The organism is Oscillospiraceae bacterium NTUH-002-81 (assembly GCA_032620915.1).
GTDB lineage: Bacteria > Bacillota > Clostridia > Lachnospirales > Lachnospiraceae > JAGTTR01.
The window spans coordinates 774,308-789,375 of record CP136052.1 but is presented as its reverse complement, the minus strand read 5'-3'; the positions used below and the strand labels follow the sequence as shown (position 1 = coordinate 789,375).

The 15,068-nt window shown below is 51.7% G+C and carries 15 protein-coding genes and 1 riboswitch; of the genes, 4 read left to right on the top strand and 11 right to left on the bottom strand.

What is annotated here, in order from left to right:
• Nucleotides 1-96 precede the first annotated feature (96 nt).
• From RJD28_03790 to RJD28_03780, 3 genes are all read right to left on the bottom strand, one after another.
• A complete protein-coding gene (locus RJD28_03790) occupies nucleotides 97-429 on the bottom strand; it encodes a response regulator (GenBank protein WNV59555.1) in 333 nt (110 codons plus the stop codon).
• A complete protein-coding gene (locus RJD28_03785) occupies nucleotides 344-2,212 on the bottom strand; it encodes a PAS domain-containing sensor histidine kinase (protein WNV58658.1) in 1,869 nt (622 codons plus the stop codon). The genes RJD28_03790 and RJD28_03785 overlap by 86 nt, the downstream gene beginning before the upstream one ends.
• A gap of 142 nt (nucleotides 2,213-2,354) precedes the next feature.
• Nucleotides 2,355-2,430: riboswitch (cyclic di-GMP riboswitch) on the bottom strand.
• A 135-nt stretch (nucleotides 2,431-2,565) separates the two neighbouring features.
• On the bottom strand, nucleotides 2,566-3,537 hold the full coding sequence (locus RJD28_03780) for a carbohydrate kinase (GenBank protein WNV58657.1): 972 nt from the start codon (nucleotides 3,535-3,537) through the stop codon (nucleotides 2,566-2,568).
• A 192-nt stretch (nucleotides 3,538-3,729) separates the two neighbouring features.
• On the opposite strand from RJD28_03780, the gene RJD28_03775 reads away from it, so the two are divergent.
• Nucleotides 3,730-3,969, top strand: a complete 240-nt coding sequence (locus RJD28_03775; protein ID WNV58656.1) for a polya polymerase — start codon at nucleotides 3,730-3,732, stop codon at nucleotides 3,967-3,969.
• Between the two features lie 67 nt (nucleotides 3,970-4,036).
• Here RJD28_03775 and RJD28_03770 read toward each other — a convergent pair whose 3' ends face one another.
• The 3 genes from RJD28_03770 to RJD28_03760 are packed head-to-tail and all read right to left on the bottom strand — an operon-like array spanning nucleotide 4,037 to nucleotide 6,457.
• Entirely contained in the window at nucleotides 4,037-4,771 is a 735-nt protein-coding gene (locus tag RJD28_03770; GenBank protein WNV58655.1) for an ABC transporter permease, read from the bottom strand.
• 5 nt (nucleotides 4,772-4,776) lie between these two features.
• Entirely contained in the window at nucleotides 4,777-5,529 is a 753-nt protein-coding gene (locus tag RJD28_03765; protein WNV58654.1) for an ABC transporter permease, read from the bottom strand.
• Between the two features lies 1 nt (nucleotide 5,530).
• The gene (locus RJD28_03760) at nucleotides 5,531-6,457 is read right to left on the bottom strand and encodes an ABC transporter ATP-binding protein (GenBank protein WNV58653.1); all 927 of its coding nucleotides are present in this window, start codon (nucleotides 6,455-6,457) and stop codon (nucleotides 5,531-5,533) included.
• A 161-nt stretch (nucleotides 6,458-6,618) separates the two neighbouring features.
• On the opposite strand from RJD28_03760, the gene RJD28_03755 reads away from it, so the two are divergent.
• The 3 genes from RJD28_03755 (at nucleotide 6,619) to RJD28_03745 (ending at nucleotide 9,148) form a co-directional block, all read left to right on the top strand.
• Nucleotides 6,619-7,338 (top strand): response regulator transcription factor, encoded by a 720-nt coding sequence (locus tag RJD28_03755; protein WNV58652.1) that lies wholly within the window; start codon nucleotides 6,619-6,621, stop codon nucleotides 7,336-7,338.
• On the top strand, nucleotides 7,335-8,735 hold the full coding sequence (locus RJD28_03750; protein WNV58651.1) for a HAMP domain-containing sensor histidine kinase: 1,401 nt from the start codon (nucleotides 7,335-7,337) through the stop codon (nucleotides 8,733-8,735). The genes RJD28_03755 and RJD28_03750 overlap by 4 nt, the downstream gene beginning before the upstream one ends.
• A gap of 164 nt (nucleotides 8,736-8,899) precedes the next feature.
• A complete protein-coding gene (locus tag RJD28_03745) occupies nucleotides 8,900-9,148 on the top strand; it encodes a DUF6061 family protein (GenBank protein ID WNV58650.1) in 249 nt (82 codons plus the stop codon).
• Between the two features lie 74 nt (nucleotides 9,149-9,222).
• On the opposite strand, the gene RJD28_03740 is transcribed toward RJD28_03745, so the two are convergent.
• The 5 genes from RJD28_03740 to RJD28_03720 all read right to left on the bottom strand — a co-directional run bounded on the left by RJD28_03740 (nucleotide 9,223) and on the right by RJD28_03720 (nucleotide 15,013).
• Nucleotides 9,223-10,074 (bottom strand): sensor histidine kinase, encoded by an 852-nt coding sequence (locus RJD28_03740; protein ID WNV58649.1) that lies wholly within the window; start codon nucleotides 10,072-10,074, stop codon nucleotides 9,223-9,225.
• Between the two features lie 146 nt (nucleotides 10,075-10,220).
• Complete coding sequence (locus RJD28_03735) at nucleotides 10,221-10,898, bottom strand: response regulator transcription factor (protein ID WNV58648.1); 678 nt, start codon at nucleotides 10,896-10,898, stop codon at nucleotides 10,221-10,223.
• Between the two features lie 19 nt (nucleotides 10,899-10,917).
• Entirely contained in the window at nucleotides 10,918-12,990 is a 2,073-nt protein-coding gene (locus tag RJD28_03730; protein ID WNV58647.1) for an ABC transporter permease, read from the bottom strand.
• Nucleotides 12,980-13,747: an ABC transporter ATP-binding protein gene (locus RJD28_03725; protein WNV58646.1), complete on the bottom strand. Its 768-nt coding sequence runs from the start codon at nucleotides 13,745-13,747 to the stop codon at nucleotides 12,980-12,982. The genes RJD28_03730 and RJD28_03725 overlap by 11 nt, the downstream gene beginning before the upstream one ends.
• A gap of 96 nt (nucleotides 13,748-13,843) precedes the next feature.
• On the bottom strand, nucleotides 13,844-15,013 hold the full coding sequence (locus tag RJD28_03720; GenBank protein ID WNV58645.1) for a hypothetical protein: 1,170 nt from the start codon (nucleotides 15,011-15,013) through the stop codon (nucleotides 13,844-13,846).
• Nucleotides 15,014-15,068 lie beyond the last annotated feature (55 nt).

The window sequence follows — 15,068 nt, the reverse complement described above, 5'->3', positions numbered from 1 at the left end:
AAGCAAACCCAAAAGTTGCAACAACGTGAAGCAAAAAGACAGGCACAGTTTTCGCTGTCTCCTGTCTTTTCTTAAAAATCCATATTTCCTGATCTGTTATTTTTTCAGATACCGGTTCATGCACTGCATGACCTTGGGCATGTTCAGCGGTTTGGACAGATGCTCGTTCATTCCTGCCTCTTTTGTATTTTTCACGTCCTCCGCAAACGCATTGGCTGTCATGGCCAGAATGGGCACAGCGGCAGCATCGGCCCGCTCCATGTCACGAATGAGACGGGTTGCCTCCAGTCCATCCATCACCGGCATCATGATGTCCATGAGAATGAGATCAATGCTTCCCTCCTCAGACCGTCTGAACGCCTCCACCGCTTCCTTGCCGTCCCGGACAGTGAGCAGCTGTGCGCCCCGCTTTCCGAGAAAATACTGCAGGATCTCCAGATTCAGCTCGTTGTCTTCTGCAATGAGAATGCGTTTCCCCCTGCAATTCTCCCTCGCATGTATCGTCCGCATCCGATGTTCCCGCATCCGGCTGTGGCTCCGATCCTGCTTCCGGGCAGATTTCCATGGGGATCTTAAATGTAAATATCGTGCCCGCACCGGGCTCATTGCGCACATCCACCGTACCGCCGATGAGCTCTGCCAGCTCCCGGGTCACCACCATGCTCAGACCCGTTTTCTGTATGATATCCTCCCGGCCGATCTCACTTCTCGTCAGCGGAGCAACGATCTCCTGCATAAATTCCTTGTTGATCTCCCCGCCGCTGTCCCGCAGGATGAACGTATACATGGAATGGGAGCTGTTGATGGGTGTCTCGATGATCCACCGCTCAATGGAACCGCCCTCCTGATTGTATTTGATACAGCAGTTGATCAGGTTCAGCCAGATGCGTTTCAGGTAATGCCCATTGGCATACACCTTCGGATGCTTCACCTCTACCCGGCCCGGATGTACCACAAGTCCCTTGTGGAGTGCCTCCCCGAGAAAAACCTCCCGGCTGCTTTTCAGCAGTTCCAGCAGATCTGTGACCTCCCCGTGATAAAACGGATCATTTTTCACAGACTGGCTCATATGTAAAATGTCATCCACAAGGATTTCCAGCAGAAGCTCCGCGTTCTCCGCTTTGGTCAGCGTATCCACCACCATCTCCCGGTCATCGGCATGGGTTTTCGCCATGGCCAGCAGCCCCTTGATGCCATTGACCGGCGTGCGGATATCATGGGAAATTCTTGTCAGGAACTCAGATTTCTCCAGGCTTTCCTGCCGCAGTCTGGCGATGACGGCTTCCAGCTCGCCCTCCCGGCTGCGCATCCGATGCATCCCGTCTGCCTTTGACGCTCTGATCCGGTGTTCTTCGTTTATGTCCGTCAGCACACCCGTGATCCGGTATCCGCCATTTTCCTCCGGGAAACGGCAGCCATATACCCGGAACCACCGATATTCTCCCCAGTCTGTCCGAAGCTCACATTCCAGTTCCAGAGACGGCTCCTTCTCCCGGGATGCAAGCAGGGCACAGAACTTCTCCCGGATCGTTTCTATTTCCTCCGGCCGCACCCGGCGCTTCCATTCCTCTTTTGTACGGGGCAGCTGATCCGCCTGTGGAATATCCAGCATGAGGCGCAGGCTGTCGCCCACACCGGGCTTTACCAGCTTTCTGTCCTGATCAAAGACCGCCGTCCATACCCCGGTATGCAGTGCCCGATGCAGAACAGTCAGCTCCCGGCGTTCCTCTTTTTCAAACCGCTGCAGCAGCTCTTTTTTGATATTTTCTTCGTCTGCCAGGAAAATATCCACACGACGGATCGTCATCACCGCCGGTGATCCACAAGTGTCTCCCGGATTTTCCCCATGGGTTCCGGCGATCACCTGCATTTCATACATTTTCCTGCTGTTGCCATCACTGCCCCGATAGCGCACGCGCACAGTGCCATCCGTCCGCAGCTGTCTGGTCAGTATCTTTTTGGAAATCAGTGCATCAAAAATCTTTTTGTCCTCCGGCCAAACTCTTCTCTGCACGTAGACTGCCAGTGCCTCCGAAAATTTTCCCTGCCCGGGGAAATCTGCCGTCCCGTCTGCATTTTCCTGCGGTTTCCTGTAATCACAGACATACGTATCTGCCGAAAGATCGATCTGGCAGAGGATCTCATATTCTCTGCACAGCGTTTCCAACACGTGTTGTTCCTGTCTCTGCGCTTCCTTTCCTTTTGGATTCATACTTCTTCCTTTCTTCACCGACAGGTGTTTCCTGCCAAAGATCCGGCCATCCATGCAGCCGCAGCACAGCTTGCTTCGGACAATTTTGTTTCATGGAAACAAAAAGAGTACCGCGAACTTACCACGATACTCTCCTTATTGTACGTGCAACTGGCTGCCATTTCACAGGCCCTGTAGCTTTGCGTCACAGCCTTTCGACTGCTTTGCCAGATCTATATTCCCATTGTTTGTTCTCTTTAACCGCCTCTATTCTACTCTTTGCATTTTCGGATGTCAACCGCCCGACCTGTATTCTCCCGCCCTATTTCTTACGATTTTCTGACGATTTCTTACGAAATTTAACGAAAATTTTCTCAGGCCAATGTGCTATGCAAAAAGGCTTCCACCTCATCCCTGGACGGAACCGCCGGAATACCGCCCCGCTTTCTGACGCACAGGCTTGCCACTGCATTTCCCGTTACCGCACAGTTTTTCAGCTCATCCCAGGTCATCTGCTCCAGCTCCTTCTCATAGGAAAGGAAACGGCTTAAGAATCCGCCCCAGAAGGAATCCCCTGCGCCGGTGGTGTCCACCGCCTCGGTCCGAAAGGCCGGAATCATCTCCTGATACGCCTTCGATGCCAGCAGCACGCCATCGCCGCCCAGTGTGACAGCCACCAGCTTCGGCCCCTGGGCGAGCAGCCGCAAAGCCGCCTTCTCATAGGTCGTCTCACCGGTCAGCAGCAGACTCTCCTCGTCCGACACCTTCATTACGTCCACCAGCGACACCACCGATTTCATCCCTTCTGCCGCTTCTTCCTGACTGCGCCACAGCGGCGGCCGATAATTGGGATCATAGGAAATGAGCGCCCCTGCCGCTTTCGCCAGTCTAGCCGCTTCCCATGTCGCGCTCCGGGAAGGCTCGTCCGTCAGGGACAGGGAACCGAAATGAAAAATCCGGCAGTCGGACAGCAGCTCCCGATCCAGCTCTTCCTTGCGCAGCTGGGTATCTGCCCCCGGTTTTCTCGCAAAAGAAAAATTCCTCTCTCCGTTCTCATTGATCTCTACAAACGCCAGCGTCGTAAACGTCGCCGGATCCTCCACCAGTGCCCGGGTATCAATGCCCTCTTTTTCCAGTGTCTTTTTCAGAAAAGCGCCGTGCATGTCCGTGCCCACCTTTCCGATAAATGCCGTGCGATATCCCATATGGCTGGCCGCCGTCAGCAGGTTGGCCGGCGCCCCGCCCGGATTCTGTTCAAACAGCTTCATGCCGTCCGCGCCTGTTCCCGCCTCGGTAAAATCGATGAGCAGTTCCCCCAATGCCACAATATCCATCTCTTTTTTCACCCTTGTACCCTCCGCAATTCACATTTTTTATAAAAATATTGTATGCCTTTCCGCTCTGGTTGTAAAGGATTCCACCAATGAAAAATGAGCAAGATATTGCATGTCAGAGCAAAAAACATCCATTGTTTTCCCTGACAGAACATGCTACGCTGATTGCGAATGGGATACATTACAAACAGGAGGGAGAAACATATGAAACTGCAGAACATCACAGATGTCAAAGGCTTTTTTGATGTGGTAAACGAGTGCAAAGGCACTGTAGAGCTGGTGACGGCAGACGGCGACGTCCTTAACCTGAAATCCAAACTCTGCCAGTTCGTTTCCATGTCCAGCATTTTCAACAATGAGGCATACATCAAAGAACTGGATCTGAAATTCTCTGAACCCGAGGATTTCCAGAAGATCATGTCTTTCCTCATGTACGGAAACTAAGCCACAGAACCAGAAAGACTGTCTTTTTTCTGTGAAAAATGACAGTCTTTTTTATTTTTCTGAAATTCTACGCCCGCACGTCCCGTTTTTTCAAAAGGAACCACGCCAGCTGCAGAAATCCCACCGACCAGAGAACACAGCTTCCAAAAAACTGCCCGTATTTTCCATGCAGGACATCCGTGCCCTTGTTGGCGTTCATGCCGATCTGCATGAGGGCATAGGGCCAGAGCAGAGAAAGCCCCTTCACCCCCGCAAAGATCCCGCTGATCCCACCCAGCAGCCCCAGGAAAACGGGCACCGCAAAGCTGCGGATGACCATGGCCAGCAGCAGTTGGGCAGCAATGACCGCCAGCGCACCGAATGCGCCCCGCAGCAAAAACAGGGGCAGCGTCACCGGCGGCCAGCCCGGCAGATGGGCAAATCCTTTTCCGCACAGGACAAACAGCAGAAACACAAACCCGTGGGTCAGAAGGGCCAGCTTTGCCACCACCACAAATTTGGCCAGAAACAGATCCAGCGGCGGCACCGGACTTGCCATGATCAGATTCCAGTTGTGTCCCTGATGCTCCAGCCGCCACAGGTAGGCCGCATAGACAGCCACCATGGCCGGGAAGAAAAACATGGAATAGAACAGCGTGTGCTGCGTCCACAGGCTGTACCACCCGTCCTTCAAAATTTCCAGATTCTGTAAATAATTAAAGGTGCCGTACCCGGCCGAGATCACCGGCAGCAGGAAGAACATGGCCCAGATGGGGGACGCATGCAGCTTTTGATTCTCTGCAGCAATACATCGCTTCAGCATCTTTTTCACACCTCCTGTCTCTGCACGCTGCGCCAGCATATATACAGCAGCAGTCCGCTGACGACCACTGTAAATGCCAGCAGCCCCCAGTTGCATCCGCGAACGCCATAGGTAACCGTATGGGTGGCCTCCTCCCAGTCCGCCACCTCATAGGCCCCCAGCGGGATGAAGTAGCCCCAGGGCACAAAATAGCTGACGATGGGCGGCAGAAAGGCGGAAAACAGGCCCAACAGAGCCCCCACGATCCCCACGCAGAGCGCCGGAAGGGAATTTCCGGCAAACAGCACGATGAGAAATGCCGAAAAGAACAGCATCAGATTCACATCCAGCGTGCACACTGCCAGATACAAAAACTGGCCGCCGGGAAAGCTTTCCGTGTATCCGTGCAGGTTTCCCAGCAAGATCAGTGCCGCCATTTCCACAAAAGTGACCAGGAAAATTTCCAGGCCACCAAACAACACCTTCCCCACAAACAGGCTGCGGCGGCTCTGCAGCGTGTATAACAGCTTTTGCATATTTCCCCGGTTTTCCATATCCCACAGGCGGCTGGCCAGAACGGACATCAAGACCGGAAGCATAATGGCATGGATGACTGGAACGCTGTAGAGCAGTTCACTATACCCGTTGGCCAGCTCCTCCGGACTCCCCTTGGACAGGCCGCCCACCCACAGGACCAGAATGCAGGGTACCAGCAGACAGAGCAGCAGGTCATGACGGCGGCGGGCTTTCTGCAGTTCTGCGGCAAAAGATACTGCCATATTACGCCACCTCCCCCTGTCGGTTTGTCAGACTTAGGAAAATTTCTTCCAGATTTTTTGTCTGGGGCATCACGCCCACCACACCGGCTCCGTTTTCCGATAATGCGCTGACAAGAGCCGCCAGCGGCTCATCCTCCAGCGGAGGCAGAAGAAGAAGATCCGGCTGCCGCATGCTGATCCGCGCTTTGATGCCCCGCCGTTTTACTACTTCAACACTTTTCGACACATCCAGCACCCGCAGCAGGACGCCTCCTCTGCTGTGCCGCTGCAGCTCCTGCAGAGAACCTTCAAACAGCATTTTCCCATGATCTAAAATGCCCACCTGGGAAACCATCTGCTCCATCTCCCCCAGCAGATGGCTGGAGATCAGCACGGTGGCGCCGGTGGTCTCCGGCATGGCTGCAATGAGCTCGCGCATCTCCTGCATACCCGCCGGATCCAGACCGTTGGTGGGCTCATCCAGGATGAGCAGCTTCGGGCTGCCCAGCAGGGCCATGGCGATGCCCAGCCGCTGTTTCATGCCCAGGGAATACTGTCCCACCTTCCGGTTGGCATCGGCGGTCAGGTGCACGATCTCCAGCACCCGATCGATATCCTTCCGGGGTACGTCCTTTAGTCTGGCAACAATGGAAAGATTTTCCCGGGCGGTCAGATGGAGATACCCGGAAGGAGATTCGATGAGGCTGCCCGTCTGCCGCAGCAGGGCAATGCGATTTTCTTCTTTTAACGGTTTTCCCAGCAGCTCCACGCTGCCGGCGGTGGGGTGCACCAGGCCCAGCAGCATCTTCATGGTGGTGGATTTTCCCGCCCCATTGGGGCCCAGAAAGCCGTAGACGCAGCCCTGGGGCACTGTCAGCCGGAGATGATCCACCACCGGGATCCCCGCATAGGTTTTACACAGATCGTGGGTCTTGATTACAGATTTCATATCCGTCACTCCTCTCTCGTTTTTCAGAACGATTTCAGCTTACACCCCGCGCCTTAATCTCACGAAAATCCCACCTTAATTTCCCCTTAAATTTTCGCCGTTTTCGGATGCCGGAGAGAAAAGTATGCTATAGTAAAACAAAAAACCGGAGGTACCTGTCAATGAACAGCATTTATGAAATCCGCATTCTGGTCGTGGATGACAACACGGATCTGCTTCGTCTGCTCCAGGAGCAGCTGACGGACGCAGGTTACCGTCATATTCAGACAGTCCGAAGCTGCGCGGAAGCGAAAAGGGCATTTGCCGCAGACATCCCCCAGCTGATGATCCTGGACATCAACCTACCGGATGGAGACGGTTTTTCCCTGTTCCGGGCTCTGCGGGGCAAAGCAGATATCCCCGCACTGTTTCTGTCAGCCCGGGATGCAGACGCCGACCGCCTGTTTGGGCTGGGTCTCGGCGCGGATGATTACCTGACCAAGCCTTTTCTCATGCAGGAACTGCTTCTTCGCGTACAGCATATCCTGCAGCGGGCCTATCGGGCGGAGCTGTCCCTTGGCCGGAACAAAACGGTTACGCTGGGTGCCTGCAGGACAGACTTACAGGACGCCCTGGTCACATGGCCGGATGGGCGTGTCCTTCCCCTCACCGCCACAGAACTGGCGCTGCTGCGCAAGCTGGCTGAAAACCGCGGCCATATTGTCACCTACGATGCACTGTGCGAATCCGTCTGGGGTGCCGATTATTACGGATATGAAAACAGTCTGGGCGTCCACATCCGCCATCTGCGGCAAAAGATCGAAAAAGATCCCGGACAACCCCAACTCCTTCTCACCGTTCGAGGCATCGGCTACAAGCTGGCAAAGGAGGAATCCGCATGAAAACCTTTGTACGTCTCATCCGCCGCTATGTGCTGGCAGCGGTAAGCATTGTTGTGCTACTGCTTTTTCTCGGCATTGGTTTGATCGCCTGGCTAGGATGGCGGGAAGGGCAGCGGCTGCCCCGACAGACCTACGATTCCACCGTTATTGCGGACGCTATGATAAAAACGGAGGATACACTGATGTTCGGCGCAGAACACACGCCGGAAGAATGGATGGATGGCTATGCATGGGCCATGGTGCTGGACGATCAGGGACATATAATATGGAACTATGCCCTGCCAGAAGAATTGCACAAAACCTACACCGCCAGCGACATTGCCAGCTTCTCCCGCTGGTATCTGCGGGATTATCCGGTGTTCTGCCATGTGACAGATTATGGGCTGTTTGTCATCGGCCTGCCCAAAGGAAGCCTGTGGCGGTACAACCTGTACAACTCGCCGGACGGCCTGCGGGATCTGGTGCACAGCATTTTCTTCATTCTGCCCGGGTCTCTGCTGTTGGGACTGGCCTTTTGTTTCTGGCTGGGATGGCGGGGCACCAGACAGCTTCAAACAGTGGCTGCCGGTCTGGATACCCTGGCCCAGGGCAAGACTGTGCAGCTGCCCACCAGCGGGTTTACCGGAGAGCTGGCCGAAAAGCTGAACCGGACCAGCTCCCATCTGCAACAGAAAAATGAGATGCTGGCACGGCGGGATGACGCCCGTACCCAGTGGATCGCAGGCGTCAGCCACGACGTCCGCACCCCGCTGGCCCTGATCCTGGGCTGGAGCGAACAGCTAGAACAAAACGCTGCGCTGCCGGATACCGCACGTCAGAAAGCCGCAGGCATCCGTACCCAGAGTGAAAAACTCCGCTCCCTCATTGATGATCTGAACCTGACCAGCAAACTGGAATACGGTGCGCAGCCGCTGCGCAAAGAACGCTTCACCGCCGGGCCACTTTTCCGTGAACTGGTAGCTCAGCTGTACGACAGCCCCCTGGCCGAGAAGTGTGAAATCTCTCTTCACCAGAGCGATGCCGCGGAACATGCACAGATTCTGGTAGATCGTGCGCTGCTGGGACGACTGCTGGAAAATTTGATCAGTAACAGTGTACGGCATTCTGGGGGGAATGGCGCGCAATCAAACGTATACAACATCATTGCCCCGGTCAGGATTTCCATACAGATAGACGTGGTGGAAGAAATGCTTCATCTGACCGTGGCGGATAACGGCAAAGGCTATCCGGAAACGGTGCTTGCCGCCCTGTCCTCCGGCGAAATAGGAGAGAATACGCCCCATATTCTGGGACTACATGTGGTAGAGCAGATTGCGGAGGCACATGGTGGAAAGGCCACGTTTGGGCAGAATACGCCATGTGGGGCGAAGGCTGTGGTAGAACTGCCGACGGAATAACAGAAAAACCCCGGAAACCTTGGCTTAACAGTGATAAGGAACTAATTTACTTATCAACTGTTAGCTGACGGTTTCCGGGGTGCATATGGACAAATCCCGTCTGATTTCTAACAGGAAGTCAGACGGGATTTTCGCTTTATATTACGAATTATGGAGGACATACCATGAAAACCTTAATATCTTGTGCCTACAATATGGATAATTGCTGTGTGGAAGTGAAATTCAGCGACGGCAGTATGATTGCGATTGACACTATCGCCGTTGAGAACGAGATTGCTGACAATATGTATCAGCGGTCAGAGCTGGATTATTTGATCTACAACGCTCCTTTGGAGTATGCAGACCTTATCTTGAACGGCGATCCCGAAACCTATTTGAAAACTGTAACAGAATACAAGCCTTGGGATAGCTGACAACACGCTGCCCGCAGGAGAAAATCCTGCGGGCGTTTTTCTGTTTATATTATTTCCCTCCGTTGGATCTCAATTTAGGAAAGAAGATGACAATCTTGAAGCCCTTTCCCCCACTGGGAAGCTGCTTCCAGATGAAGATTTAGATCGTCGGCCATCTTCTTAACCAGGTAAAGTCCCATACCGGTAGCCTTCTTTCTGCTGTCAGTAGAATCCCCGGTAAAGCCCTTTTGAAAAATGTACGGCAGATTATATTTTTTTACGCCAATGCCGTTATCTTCAACAGAAAGGATATCTGCGGTCTCCGAATGTATCACGGAAATTGTAAGCATGGGACTATCGCTGCTATATTTGATGGCATTGCTAACGATTTGTCCCAACATAAACTGAAGTCCTCTACGGTCTGTATAGACTGTTTCAGATTGCAGTTTGTTGAGAATGACAAACTGCTTCTCTTCAAGAAGTGGGGCATAGTCCTCCAGAACTTCACCCAAGCAGTCATTCAAATTGACATCCTCAAATCGGTAATCCTTTGTACTGCTCTTCAACCGGGCATAGTACAGCATCTGCGTGACATCCTCCTGAAGCTGACTGCGGACATAATCCAGCTTTGCTTGCAGGGAAGGAGAGATTTCATCGTTCCGGTTATCCAAGAGCATGGTCAGCAACGATAGGGGCGTTTTCGCTTCATGTGCCCAGCCCTCCACATATTCTTCATAGTCCTGTAGGGCATCTGCCATACTGTTACTCTCAGTTTTGTGTTCCTGTAAAACTGATGCCAGAAGCCGGATAGATTCTCCTTCTTCCCGGCTGATGGCACTGAGCAGCCGTTCCTCGTTGCAGATGGTAGGATCACTGAGGAAATCCCGGAACAGTTCTCGGCGGGTAGTCTCCCGCTTGTTTAGTACAAACAGAATCGCTGAAAACAAAAGGAGGCTTGTCAGAACTACTAACCCAATCAAGGGTTGAAATGCCTGAATGTCAGAAATCCAAAGAATGATAGCACAAAAGCAATCCACGCCCAACAGCAACAATAGCCAGGGGTAGTATCGCTCTGTTATGCGCCAAAGCTGCTTCATGGAGCCACCCCCGTTTCCAGACGATAGCCCATCCCACGAACCGCAACGATTCGCTGCTTCATCTCAAGACCGGACATCGTCTTTTTCAGCCTGGTCAGATTAACCTGCAAGGCATTTTCGTCTATGTATTCCGTGGTTCCCCATAGTGCTATGCAAAGTTGCTCCGTCGTGACCAGAGCATCGCCGCCGGACAAAAGAGCAACCAACAGTTTTCCCTGATTTTTTGGAAGCACGACAGAGGTATTATGAATATAAAGCGTGTAGGTCTGCTGGTCTAACAGGAAATCTGGTCCCTCTATGAGATTGGTACGGCCTTCATACCTTTTGAGAATATTGGATACCCTGGCAAGAAGCCGGTCTTTTCTGCACGGCTTCGTCAAATATTCATCGGCACCCAAGTGGAACGCTTGCAGTTCATCCTTTACCTGATCTCTGGAAGTTAGTACCAGGACGGGGATAGCGGTTTTATTCTTTAGTTCCTGGCAGATTTGAAAGCCACTGATCTCCGGCAAATTCAGGTCTAAGATCACAAGGTCAGGACGGAGGGCTGCCAGGAGCCGAGCGGCATCTTCAAACTCGGTGATTGCCTCCGCAAGATACCCGTCCTTTTGGAGCATATTGCAGAGTTCTTCCCGCATATAGACTTCATCTTCCACAACAGCAATTCTTTTCACGACAGCACCTCCTTCCAAATTATTCTTCTCTCTGCGGCTGCATCAGTGTCAGCAAATACCGATCACTGGAGTGCTTGACCACTCTCATATAAATATATTCTATCACGCAAAGCAGCAAAATCATAGTAGCAGATACAAGCAGCATTTCAGGCACTGTCCCACGGGTTCGGGACGAGAGTATCCCTGTAAACAACGCTCTGACTCCAAACAGACTGCTGACAGCTGCAACCAATACAGGAAGTCCCATAAACCACGCAATCTGCTTTCCGGCAGACTGGCAAAGGCTTTCGTAAGTGGCTCCCAGGCGGATCAGGGTCTGGTATCTACGCCCGGTTTTCTGCTGGCTCATCAGGAACTGAACACCCACAATGGTGTTGGCAACCACCAGGAACACAATCGCCAGATAGAGGGTAATATAGATGGATGCTACGGTGTAGAAAAGCTGGCGGCCCATATTCTGAAGATAGCTTTCATATTCGATACCTATTTTGTCCAGCTTCTCGTTCAGATCGGAATAGGCAGTCATAAGGCTATTTCCATTCAGAGCTTGCTCACTGAGCACCGCATTGACATAGGTATCATACATTCCCTGACTATAATATAGGAATGCTTCATCCGGAAGAATCAATGCAAAGGACAAGGTTATAGAACGGTCCGTGACCAAATTCACAGACTGAACCTCTCCTGTAAGATGAATCGGACTACCATCCAGTTCCACCTTGGGCTGCCCGGCCAATACTTGGTTCAGCATTGCGGTACGGCTTGCCGTAGTAAACTCTGTATCAATATAGACAGTGGCCTCCTTTTCGCCTAATTGGAGAGCCGGATTGCCGGACAATTCCAACAAACGATTATAGTCCGATAAACAAATCAAATATGGGTATGTGGCATAACCAAGATTGTTCAGAAGGACATCCCGGTCTTCCGACTGGGGCAGGCTCCGAAGAGAGTCCATAACAGCGTCCATGCTGTAGGCATTATCATAATCTTCTGTGGTGCGAATACGCCCAACCCTCATTTCAAAAAGCTCTGAAAAATGATTTTCCAAACTGTTTTCTTTCAGGACTGCCTTTATATTCGGAAGAACCTGCGATGAATCTTCTGCAGTATGATCTTCAAAAGTATAGTCGATTACATGGCCAGAAGACAGGCTATTCGTTCCTGCAATTCCTACGCCCGCACCAAAACAACACAGCGCCGCCAGAATCAGCAGGGAGCTGATGGCCATGGAGTTTGACTGATGAATGACATTCTCCTGAATCTGCCGGAAGGTAAATACATGAAGCTGCTTATTTCCTTTTCCTTTCTTAACAATCAAAGCAATCAGCGCACGCATCCCATAGAAAAGCAGCATCGTACCAACTATGCCCAACAGCAAAGTCAGTCCCATCATACTTACCTTTGTCCATGCAATTCCCTGAATCGCCATGTAGTAAGCCACTGCCAACATCACACTTCCGCATATAGCAGCCAGTCCATAGATAACAGATGGCATTTGCTTTTTGGGGCGGTTCGTTGGCTGGGATAGCAAAGTACCGATCTCCTGGCGGCTGATTCGTCCACTCAAAATCAGAAGTGCCGTCAGCTTAATTGCCAGAAATCCTGCCAGCGTCCATTCAATCGCAGACCAGGATAAAGAAAACTGATGACCGATGATCCCCATGCCTACCAGCTTGGCGGTGACAAGACTGACAATTTCTGAAAGCACCACAGCCACAGGTAAGCCTATGAGCATGGCAAGAATACTGGTCAGGCAATCTTCCGCCAGAAGCATACCAAACAGTTTACTTCTACGCATCCCCAACATTAGATAAACACCAAGCTCATGCCGTCTGCGCTCGAACTGATACTTGCAGGCAAAATAGATCAAAAAGAACAGAATACCGAGGGTCATTCCATAAAACGCAGGAATCAGAAGCAGGAGTTTGTCAACTGCGTCACTCTCCATTTTCTGCAAAAAGAGCATCACATCTTGAGTGGAGATGGAAAGAATCATGTAAAAGGCAACAATAGAAATCACCAGGGAGCTGAAAAACAGACCGTTTTCCTTTCGGCTGCGGCGGCTGTTCCGAAGAATGAGATTAGAGAACATTTGCGCTGCCCCCTCCCAGTTGCGCCATCACCTTCAGGATGCGCCCGTAGAACTCCTGCTGGCTTTCGTCTCCACGCCGAAGCTCATGAAAGATCACGCCATCCTGGATGAACAGGATGCGCTTACAGAAGCTGGCGGCATTGGAATCATGGGTTACCATCAGGATCGTAGCTTGTTCGTCACGATTCAGGCCGGACAGCTTCTCCATAAGACTTCTTGCGTTCTTAGAATCCAGCGCACCCGTCGGTTCATCGGCAAGGATCATTTGGGGATGTAAGATCAGAGCCCTTGCTGCCGCAACACGCTGACGCTGGCCGCCGGACATCTTGGACGGAAACTTATCCAGAACATCAGTGATTTCCAGATAGTCAGCCAACTGCTTCAGCCGCTGGCTGCTTTCTGCTTCGGATACCCCATGCAAGGAAGTCGGGAGCAGGATGTTTTCCCTGCCAGTCAGGTTGTCCAGCAATTCAAAGTTCTGGAATAGATAACCAACTTTTTTGCCACGGTACTCTGCAAGAGCCTTTCCCCTGAGGGATTGCAGAGTATCGCCCTCCACCTGAATGCTTCCACCGGTGGGCTGAATCACAGTTGCAATACAGTTGAGAAGCGTGGATTTACCGGAACCACTGCTTCCCATAATGCCGAGAAACTCTCCCGGCATCACCTGGAGGGTGATCCCATTCAGTGCATTTGTTTGACTTGGCACATTGCCATAGATTTTTGTTAAATTTTCAATATTCAAAATGGGTTTCATGTGAATACCTCCTATCATTTGTAATAAAATGATAGCATGGGAACACAGCAAATACCACTTACAGTTGTTGTAAGGATTCAGGATATAAGTGGCGGCTCAAGGGGGGACGAGCATATATTTTTTAAGAGCATCAGGCGACAATGATAAAATATACCGGATCGCCTCATTGGCAAACCAGTTCGTTTTAATTGTATCCCAATCAGCAAGCCGAATGATTTCTGCTGTGCCGTTCTCAAAATCAACTGACATTTCGCCCCATTCGCCGTCGCAGTCTGCCTGGTATTCGTAGATTGCGGCGGTGATTTTCTTTTTGCGCTTGGTTTTGGATTTCTGTTTCAGCCGGACTGCATGGATAGCACCCTCGGCAACCAAAAACTCCGTCAGCTTGTCCACTGCTTTCCGGTAGGCTCGCTCTGCACCGCTGGCTGTGCTGCCCTCAAACATAACCGCCAGTTCTTCAAAGGTGGGGCGGTTCTTCCATGAGCCGACACGCCCACAGGTCATACAGATCGCCAGCCGCTTTTCAAGCAAGGTTTGCTCCCGGTAATTCAGTTTCTCAAATGCCCGCTGCACCTTTTCAGCCTGTATGCCGTTCCAGAGGATGTCGGTATAGTTCCATGTATCATCAAGGGCAACATCTTCACCTGTTTCCTCGCCATCCTCGTCCGTTACATAGAATGGCTGCTGATTGCGGATGCCACGGACTACTTTCAGGTATCCTTCCGCAAGGGCAAGGTCGCAGTTGTATTTCTTTGCAAATTCACTGACCGCATCCTTGGTGTTATGGTACAGCCACGCCATTGACCGCACCATTTTGTAATTGGTCAGAGAGGATACCGACCATTTTTCTTCGCCCATGCGGAAACGGAGCATAGCATCCCGAATGAACGGAAAAATGTATGTTGCATACTCCGCACCTTTGGCAGGAGCATAGTCCATCAGCTTTTGGAGCATTTGCTCCCGGCAGGACAGTTTTATATCCAGAAAACGGTCTGTGTCGTATCGATTGCCGCCATCCACACCGAGAAAGGTTTTGATGCGCTTGTTAAGTTGCAGCTCGTAGTGGTGGAGAAAGAATGAGAAATATTTCAAGTCTTTTTCCCGTAGGGCAGACAGGATATATTCGTTCGGATTGTCTACTGCAGGCGGTTCCGGTTCCAGCTGGAAGATGCGCTCTGCAACATAGGGTGGGATGCCATCATCGGATGGATTGACAGCGTGTTTCGGTATGTATCCGGTCATATTCCATGAAAAATCATTCAGCATAGCGCACCTCCTTCCAGTTTAGTAATACTCATAAATATCCCGTGATCAACTAATG